The sequence below is a fragment of the Rahnella inusitata genome (genome assembly GCF_003263515.1).
Taxonomy (GTDB): domain Bacteria; phylum Pseudomonadota; class Gammaproteobacteria; order Enterobacterales; family Enterobacteriaceae; genus Rahnella; species Rahnella inusitata.
The window spans coordinates 68,237-75,403 of sequence record NZ_JYDE01000009.1; the positions used below are offsets into that span (position 1 = coordinate 68,237).

Sequence of the window (7,167 nt, forward strand, 5' to 3'; positions counted from 1 at the left end):
ACTGAATTCAACATCAAAACCGGCCAGTTATCCTGATAAAAGCACAATAAAAAACGCCCCAGACATAAATGCCTGGGGCGGCTAAAATATTCAGCCAAATCCGATTACGTGAAGTAAAAGGTCTGAAAGATAGAACATCTTACCTCTGTACCCTACGAGAGAAACTTTACCCTATTTCATGACGGGGAAAAAGAACTTTTTGTAGTTTACTTACACAATAATTGAGGATTATGCGATCACCTTCATGGTCTGAACCTATAATTCTGTAGCTTAATTACAAAAAAAGCTTAATAACTATCCACTTAGTGAGCCTGATCCCAATTCTCGCCAGTACCTACATCCACTTTCAACGGAACGGCCAGTTCCATGCTTGATTCCATCAGATCGCGGATTTTCTCACTTGCGGCCTCAACGTCGTCATTATGGACCTCAAAAACCAATTCATCGTGTACTTGCATAATAATGCGTGCACGCGGGGCATCCGGTTGTTTCAGCCAGTCCGCGACCTTTATCATCGCTCGCTTGATGATGTCAGCAGCCGTTCCCTGCATTGGGGCATTGATTGCGGCGCGCTCAGCACCCTTACGACGCATGGCGTTGCTGGATTTAATATCCGGCAGATACAAGCGGCGACCGTCGAGCGTTTCCACATAGCCTTGTTCAGAAGCCTGCGTCCGCGTGCGTTCCATATATTCGAGAACGCCCGGATAGCGTTCAAAATAGAGATCCATATAACGCTGGGATTCTTTACGCGGAATGTTCAACTGGCGCGAAAGACCAAATGCGCTCATGCCGTAAATCAGGCCGAAGTTGATGGCCTTCGCACTACGGCGCTGCTCGCCGGTGACGCTCTCCAGCGGTGTGCCAAAGACTTCAGCCGCTGTAGCCCGGTGAATATCTTTACCTTCCGCAAAGGCTTTCAGCAGCCCCTCATCTTTCGATAAGTGCGCCATGATGCGCAATTCGATTTGCGAGTAGTCAGCAGCCAGAATGCAGTAATCTTTCGGTGCAATAAAAGCCTGACGGATGCGACGGCCTTCATCGTTACGCACCGGAATGTTTTGCAAGTTTGGATCACTGGATGACAGGCGTCCGGTCGCTGTGACAGCCTGATGATAAGACGTGTGCACGCGGCCAGACTGCGGATTGATCATCAACGGCAGTTTGTCGGTGTAAGTCGATTTCAGCTTCGCCAGACCGCGATACTCCAGAATGACTTTCGGCAGTGGATAATCCAGCGCCAGTTCAGCCAGCACCTCTTCATTTGTTGAAGGTGCTCCACCCGGCGTTTTCTTCAGTATCGGCAGCTTTTGTTTTTCATACAAAATGGCCTGCAACTGCTTAGTCGACGACAGGTTAAAAGGTTCTTCCGCCAGCTCATGCGCTTTGTTTTCCAGTTCATTCAGGCGGATGGCCAGTTCTTTGGAATGCGCAGCTAAAATATGCTGGTCTATCAGGACACCAGTACGCTCAATGTGAGACAGAACCGGCACCAGCGGCATTTCGATATCGGTGAATACTTTCTTCAGTGATTCGCTTTCCTGAATACGCGGCCAGAGAGTCTGATGCAGTTGTAGCGTGACATCGGCATCTTCCGCTGCATACGGCGCAGCCTGTTCAAGCGCGATCTGGTTGAAAGTCAGCTGGTTTTTACCTTTGCCGGCGATTTCTTCAAAACCGACCGTTTTATGGCCCAGATAACGGTCTGCCAGGCTGTCCATATCATGACGACCTGAGACACTGTCGAGCACGTAAGATTCGAGCATGGTATCAAACGCAATTCCTTTCATTTCGATGTCATAGCGCAGCAGGATGCCGCGATCGAATTTCAGGTTTTGTCCGACTTTCAACTGCTTCTCATCTTCCAGCAAAGGCTTGAGTTGTTTCAGTACATCAGCGCGATCCAGCTGCGTCGGTGCATCCAGATAATCATGCGCGACGGGAAGATAAGCCGCTTTACCCGCTTCAGTCGCGAAAGATAACCCAATCAGATTAGCCGTCAGAGTATCCAGGCCATCGGTTTCAGTATCGAATGCGAAAACTTCAGAGGCTTTCAGGTAGCCGATCCACTGATCAAGCGTGTCCTGATCGAGAATGGTGACGTAACCGTCCTGAGTAAGTTGATTACGCTCGACGGGTTCAGCCGCAGGCATATCTGCAGCGAGTGAGCCTTTCTTGGCAGAAGATGTCACTTTTGCAGCTGATTTTTTACCGCTCAGCCAGGTGCCGGATTCAACATCGGTCAGCCAGCGCTTGAACTCATAACGGCCAAACAGCTGATGAAGTTCATCGGCGTCCGGTTCGGAGACTGTCAGCTCGGCACAAGTCACATCCAGTTTGACGTCAGTTTTGATCGTTGCCAGCTGGTAAGAGAGGTAAGCAACGTCTTTATTATCAGCCAGTTTCGCCGCCATAGTTTTAGAACCACGGAAGCTTAATGTAGAAATCTTATCAAGGTCGGCATACAACGCATCTAGTCCACCAATCCCCTGTAATAGTGCCTGCGCAGTTTTTTCGCCAACGCCCGGCACACCCGGAATGTTGTCCGAGGAATCACCCATCAGGGCCAGAAAATCGATAATCAGTTCCGGGGGCACGCCATATTTTTCAACGACTTCATCAGGCCCGAGGATCGCGTTGTTCATGGTGTTAATCAGCGTCACACCCGGCGTGACCAGCTGCGCCATGTCTTTGTCGCCGGTACTTATCAGCACGGCATGACCCGCCTTCTCAGCTTCGAGTGCCAGTGTGCCAATCACGTCGTCCGCTTCTACGCCTGACACCACCAGCAACGGTAATCCCATCGCTTTCACCATCTGATGCAGGGGTTCAATTTGCGAACGCAGATCGTCAGGCATTGGGGGACGGTGAGATTTGTACTGATCAAAGAGTTCATCACGGAAGGTTTTGCCTTTCGCGTCAAACACCACAGCAACATGGCTCGGCGTGTATTGCAGCAACAAACTGCGCAACATGTTCAGCACGCCGTACATCGCGCCCGTCGGTTCACCCTGGGAGTTGGTCAACGGGGGAAACGCATGGTAAGCGCGGTAGAGGTAGGACGAACCGTCTACCAGGATCAATGGGTTTTCTGCTATCTGGGCCATAACTCTTCTTTATTCGTGATCAGACATGCCCTAAGGATGCCATAGCCGGCGGGAAAGACGAACCTTGCGAAGGAAATTCATTGCAAACTTGCGGGGGATCTCGAAGGATCATCCTGTGGATAAGTTTGTGAATAGTTTTTATAGGAAATGATTAGTTGAGGGTGGTGAGAAAATCATCTCTAATTTTAAGTACTGCTATCATCAGGTTATCGCGTTTTAACATGAAAGATTGATGTAATAGAAACTTAATAGCTATTGTGGATAGTAATATTCATTGTAAGTGGAACATAATTAAAATCATTTATATTGCAGGTTTTTTCCTAACTTAAAACATCCATTTTTGGAGGATATAATGCCAGCTACTTAGCTGGCATTGGGATGATGATTTCTTATTTTTTGGTCGCCAGGAAATTGATCACATCTGAATATTGTTTGACATACATATCCATAGAACTGGTATCAAGACCGTCGTTTTTCACCATATATTTGCCATTTACAAATACAGAGGGAACGCCTTGCAGACCCAGGTCAGCGGCGGCTTTCTCTTGTTGTACAACCAGAGATTTCACCACAAAGCTGTTCAGAGCCGCATCGTAATCTTCGCCTTTCACACCGGCCTGAATAAAGACTTTACGAATATCATCAGCATTCTGCACAGACTGTTGCTTCTGCACGGCATCAAACATCAACGGGCTGACTTTATCTTCTACGCCCAGCGCGATGGCCACAGCCCACGCCTGTGTTAATTGCTTACCTAACGGGCCCAGGAATTCAACGTGGTATTTGGTATATTTAACATCTTTAGGCAGGTTCTTACGGATGCTGTCAGATACATGCCAGACTTGTTCAAACTGATAACAGTGTGGGCAATAAAATGAGAAAAACTCGAGTACCTGTGGCTCATTAGCAACGGTTTTATCTAAAGTAACGTACTGTGCACCATCTGAAAATTGTGCCGCAGATACACTGAAGGCCATAACCATACCAACCAGTGCCAGGAATATCTTTTTCATATAAAGCCTATCTCCAATTAATTAAATTTCGACGTTAATCATGACTCAATACATAGGCATCAACTGCAAAGGAGGTGCCTTTAGTTTCTTAATTTGCTCATTAAACGCAGCAATCTGACCTCGCCAAAAGTCTTCGTCCGTCATCCACGGAAAACTTTTAGGAAACGCAGGATCTTCCCAGCGACGAGCAACCCAGGCCAGATAATAGACCATGCGCATCGCACGCAGCGGTTCAATTAATGTCAGTTCGCGGGCATCAAAATCAGCGAATTCTTCATACGCTTCCAGCAAAACATCCAGCTGAAGGCGCTGTTCGCTCTGATCACCGTGAAGTAACATCCAGAGATCCTGTATCGCGGGGCCATTGCGCGCATCATCCATATCGACAAAAAGCGGGCCATCACGCCAGAGAATATTACCTGGATGACAATCGCCATGCAGGCGCAGCGGCTGCCAGTCAGTATGCCAATACTCTTTTGTCGTGTTGATCAGATTATCTGTTGCCTGTAAGAAAGGCTCACGTAGGCTTTTGGGGATCAATGGGCATTTTGCGAGTACTTCACGCGGTTGCGCAAAATATTCATCAAGACCCATCGTCGGGCGGGCAGCAAAGAGACTTTCTCTGCCTACCTGATGAATACGGCCCAGGAAACGCCCAACCCACTCCAGCTGGTCGAGGTTATCGATTTCATACTGGCGGCCACCCACGCTGGGAAACACGGTAAACATGTAACCCTGATGATGATGTAATGTGTTTTCATTGATGGCAAGCGGGGCTACTGCAGGTATTTCAGCCTCAGACATATCGTGTGAAAAACGGTGCTCTTCATGAATCTGCTCTTCAGTCCAGCGTTCCGGACGATAGAACTTCACCACATAGCGTTTTCTGTCTTCGCAGAGAAACTGATATACCCGATTCTCATAGCTGTTTAATGCAGTGAGGCCGGACTCTGCACGCAGGCCGACACTCTCTAGCGCATCAAGGATAAGATCCGGCGACAATGCCTGAAAATTGAAAGCTGAATTATTCATAACTTCATTCGGATTGGCCGCGCAGAAAAATGACAATGGGAAATAGTATCATCTATTTTTCGCGGTTCGCATGAAGTTCACATAAGTTTACATCAATCTTTAATCACACCGCGGGCACGCAAAAGTGCCGTTTTAAAATCATCCTCATAGTCTTTCTTCAGACCAGGGATTTCCGCTGAGCTGTCAGTACCACGCATTTTAAGGTGATAAATCAAGGTATCGTCGCTCAATTCCGCTAAGGGTCCCTGATATCCGCTCTCTCCCGCCAGTTTCTGAATAAACTCCATCAGGTTAAGGTCGCAGTCTTCTTTCCATGCCGGGTGTAATAACTCAATCAACTCGTTTACGCGATGTTCTTTCATGATGTTCTCTTTCCATATGTATCAGACCTTAAAAATAACAGGGTTATTTCCTCAGGGAAAGAACAAGCTTATTGCAGCAAAGTTAAACCTGCTTGGGTTGGAAGTAAGACGTTACAATGACCAGAATACTGAGACTTTTGCAGGGGAATATCATGGAGCACAATTGTATTACCGGCGTCATTTTAGCTGGTGGCCGGTCGAGCAGAATGGGAGAGGATAAGGGGCTGGTTAAGGCCAACGGCAAGCCCCTCTTTGAACACATCGCTGAGAGGCTTCGTCCGCAGGTGGGAGAGATCCTGATCAGCTGCAACCAGAACACTGAACAGTACGGCAAAGAGTTCCAGACAGTCCCTGATCTTATTCAGAATTTCTCCGGCCCGCTCGCCGGCATGTTGGCCGCTTTAACAGTAAGCAAAACAGAATGGGTGTTGTTCGTGCCTTGTGATGTCCCCGGATTCCCAGACAACTTAGCAGATGCTTTTCTGGCGGAAATTGCAGGCCAGCAAGCCGCCTATGCGCGGGATGCTGTGCGGGAACACCCTACTCTTTGTCTGCTAAACCGTAGCCTTATCCCGACATTAAAAACATATCTGGAAAACGGCGATCGGAAAGTGATGATTTTTTTCGATAATATTGATGCCAAACCCGTTCTTTTTCACGATGCGTCACAGTTCTCCAATCTCAATACTCAGGGAGATGTTTTACTTTGGCAGAACGGCCAGACAGGGCATCCACAATGAACAAAACGGATATCCCACTGCTTGGCATAGTTGCGTACAGCGGAACAGGTAAAACAACATTACTGAAACAGCTAATTCCTTATCTCAGACAGCGCGGTATTCGCATCGGGCTGATAAAGCATACTCATCATGCAGTTGACGTTGATACGCCCGGTAAAGACAGTTTTGAGCTAAGAAAGGCAGGAGCGGACCAGACGATGGTCGCCAGCAGTCATCGATGGGCTTTAATGACAGAAACACCACAGCAGGAAGCTCCTGATCTGGGGTATCTGGCATCGCGTTTTGATCGTAGTAATCTGGATATGGTTTTAGTCGAAGGATTTAAACACGAAGAAATCGACAAAATTGTGCTGCACAGAAAGGAAAACGGCAGATCTTTAGAGGGTCTGATTGATTCTCATGTCATCGCCGTGGCCAGTAATCGTTTGCCGCCACTCGTCTTGGAATCAATTACGTTACTTGATCTTAATAAGATCGATGAAATCGGAGAATTTATCGTCACATGGCTCGGAAACCAGAGAAAATAGAATGTCTTTATTTGCTAGTTTTCACCAAATCCAGACAGCAAAAAGCCCTGTACGTCAGTACAGGGCTTTCCACTTGTTTGATGCCTGGCAGTTCCCTACTCTCGCATGGGGAGACCCCACACTACCATCGGCGCTACGGCGTTTCACTTCTGAGTTCGGCATGGGGTCAGGTGGGACCACCGCGCTAGTGCCGCCAGGCAAATTCTGTTTCATCCGTACCGCCACGCACCGTGATTTCTCACAACGCCTCGCCATACGAACCAATCTCGGAACGTCGCTGAAAATCTACTTCTCCACGCTCGCGCGCAGCAGAGTCACTCTAATCAAAACACCTTTGGTGTTGTAAGGTTAAGCCTCTCGGGTCATTAGTACTGGTTAGCTCAATG

7 protein-coding genes and 1 rRNA gene are annotated in these 7,167 nt (G+C 47.9%); 2 read left to right on the forward strand and 6 right to left on the reverse strand.

Translation table 11 applies throughout. The annotated features are described in order from the left end of the window. Positions 1-90: 90 nt before the first annotated feature. From spfP to TU92_RS05900, 5 genes are all read right to left on the reverse strand, one after another. Positions 91-138, reverse strand: a complete 48-nt coding sequence (spfP, locus tag TU92_RS22655) for a small protein SpfP (protein WP_071892919.1) — start codon at positions 136-138, stop codon at positions 91-93. Positions 139-302: 164 nt separating this feature from the next. Then, on the reverse strand, positions 303-3,107 hold the full coding sequence (polA, locus tag TU92_RS05885; protein WP_112165223.1) for a DNA polymerase I: 2,805 nt from the start codon (positions 3,105-3,107) through the stop codon (positions 303-305). Positions 3,108-3,496: 389 nt separating this feature from the next. After that, entirely contained in the window at positions 3,497-4,120 is a 624-nt protein-coding gene (dsbA, locus tag TU92_RS05890) for a thiol:disulfide interchange protein DsbA (protein WP_056777623.1), read from the reverse strand. A 45-nt stretch (positions 4,121-4,165) separates the two neighbouring features. Next, a complete protein-coding gene (locus TU92_RS05895; protein WP_112165225.1) occupies positions 4,166-5,152 on the reverse strand; it encodes a serine/threonine protein kinase in 987 nt (328 codons plus the stop codon). A 92-nt stretch (positions 5,153-5,244) separates the two neighbouring features. Continuing rightward, complete coding sequence (locus TU92_RS05900) at positions 5,245-5,514, reverse strand: YihD family protein (protein WP_112165227.1); 270 nt, start codon at positions 5,512-5,514, stop codon at positions 5,245-5,247. Positions 5,515-5,666: 152 nt separating this feature from the next. On the opposite strand from TU92_RS05900, the gene mobA reads away from it, so the two are divergent. Then, positions 5,667-6,254 (forward strand): molybdenum cofactor guanylyltransferase MobA, encoded by a 588-nt coding sequence (mobA, locus tag TU92_RS05905; protein WP_112165229.1) that lies wholly within the window; start codon positions 5,667-5,669, stop codon positions 6,252-6,254. Beyond that, positions 6,251-6,781, forward strand: a complete 531-nt coding sequence (gene mobB, locus TU92_RS05910) for a molybdopterin-guanine dinucleotide biosynthesis protein MobB (RefSeq protein ID WP_112165231.1) — start codon at positions 6,251-6,253, stop codon at positions 6,779-6,781. Before mobA ends, mobB begins: the two co-directional genes overlap by 4 nt. A gap of 82 nt (positions 6,782-6,863) precedes the next feature. On the opposite strand, the gene rrf is transcribed toward mobB, so the two are convergent. Then, a 5S ribosomal RNA gene (gene rrf, locus TU92_RS05915) occupies positions 6,864-6,979 on the reverse strand. Positions 6,980-7,167 lie beyond the last annotated feature (188 nt).